This window comes from Streptomyces sp. M2CJ-2 (assembly GCF_016757295.1).
In the GTDB taxonomy this organism is placed as follows: domain Bacteria; phylum Actinomycetota; class Actinomycetes; order Streptomycetales; family Streptomycetaceae; genus Streptomyces.
Window position 1 is genome coordinate 1 of the sequence record NZ_JAESIF010000218.1, and the last position, 1701, is coordinate 1701.

1 protein-coding gene is annotated in these 1701 nt (G+C 73.8%); it reads right to left on the reverse strand.

Annotated elements, in window-relative coordinates; translation table 11 throughout:
- Positions 1-107: 107 nt before the first annotated feature.
- On the reverse strand, positions 108-1701 hold a 1594-nt coding region (locus JL475_RS38910; RefSeq protein ID WP_307825331.1), incomplete at its 5' end, for a hypothetical protein.

Here is a 1701-nt window from a genome sequence, read left to right on the forward strand (position 1 = left end):
CTGTGCCTGGTACGTCCCGGCGACACCTGAGGCGGCTGCTCGCCCGGAGCGTGCCGGGCAGCGCGGATCAGCTGGGGTCGGTCCGGATCAGCTGGGGTCGGTCCGGATCAGCTGGGGTCGGTCTCGATGACGGCGACACGGTCGCTGGTGCTCAGCAGCGCGGGGCGCAGGGCACCGATCACGTCCTCGACGGTGACCGGGGTCTTGTCCCCGTTGCCGCGGGTGATCAGCACGCCGTCGAAGGTGTCGCCGTAGAGCTCCTCGAGCGCCTTCCGGTCGTAGTACTCGACCAGCTTGCCGTCCTGCGCCTTGACGCCGAGGAACTTCCAGAGCGATTTCTCCGGGCTGAAGGAAACGGTGTGCGCGGCGTCGGTCTGGACCGTGACCAGGCCGGACATCGCCGGCTGGGCGAACTCCTTCATCATCCGGTCGACCTCCGCCTTGGAGACCGTGGGCTCCTGCGTGGTGGTCGGGACCTTCACCGGGGACGAGGAACCGGTCTCCACCTGGGTCCGGTACGCCGCCCCGACCGCGTCGGCCGACTTGTCGACGTCGATGCCCGCGCCGGGCTTGCCGTAGACGGCGACGGCCTTGCCGGACTCGAACGTGATCGTGCCGTCGTTGCCGGAGCCGCCCGCGGCCTCCAGGGCGGCGTGCAGCTTCTCCTCGTCCACGGGGATGACGGGGTCGACGACGCGGCTGTTGCCGAAGAGCGAGCCGATCACGGAGACCGGGTTGTAGTCGCTCTTCGCCGCGGCGCCCACGGTGGCGTCGGTGTCGAGCTGCAGTCCGGCGTTGTCCGGTTGGAGTTCGACGGTCTTGTCGCCGACGGCCAGCTCGAGCGGCTTGTTCAACCGCTCGGCGAGGGCCTTGTCCAGCGTCTTCACGGCCTCGTCGCGGGTGCCGCCGCCGATGTCGACGCCGAGCACGGTGGTGCCCTTGGGCACGTCGGAGTGGTTCATCAGCAGGCCGGCGCCGTAGGCGACCCCGATGAGGAGCACCACGCCGCCGCCGATCAGGGCGAGCTTGTTGCGCCCCTTCTTCTTCGGCGGTTTCGAGGACGTCGCCGGGGGCGGGGTGACCGGTTCGGGGAACCTGGAGGGCGTGAGCGGGCCGCGGCCACCGGCGGGGGTGTCCGCGTCGAAGGCCGCGCTCGCCGGGACGACCGGGGCGTTCCTGGTGCCGGTGTACCCGGAGACGTTGTCGTGGTGGGCGCCGTAGCCCGGGGCGTCCGGGTCGGGGGCGTGGATCTGCGGGGTGAGGCTCGCGGTGTCGTCGCTCAGCCCGCCGCCGGGACCGCCCGCGCCGTGGGGGCCGCTGCCGCGCGGCGGGATCATCGGCCCCTGGCCGGTGACCGGACCGGTCGTGGGGCCCTCGGGCCCGCCCTGGTAGAGCGCCGACCTGGTCTGACCGGGCAGCCCGAACGGACCGGACGGGCTGGAGGGGCCGGACGCACCGGGCTGCTCGGGGAGGCCGGGGTGCCCGGTCTGGCCGCCGCCGGCCAGCGCCTCGGTCACGTCGAAGGAACCGGTGCCGCCGCCGTGCCCGGGGGCCACCGGGCCGCCGGTCGCGCCGGAGAGCCCGCCGGCCCCGGCGCCGGGTGCGGAACCGTTCGTGCCGCCGGGACCGCCGTGGCCACCGGGCCGGGCGCCGCCGCTCGTCACACTCATGCCGCCGACCACGCCGGCCGGACGTCCACCC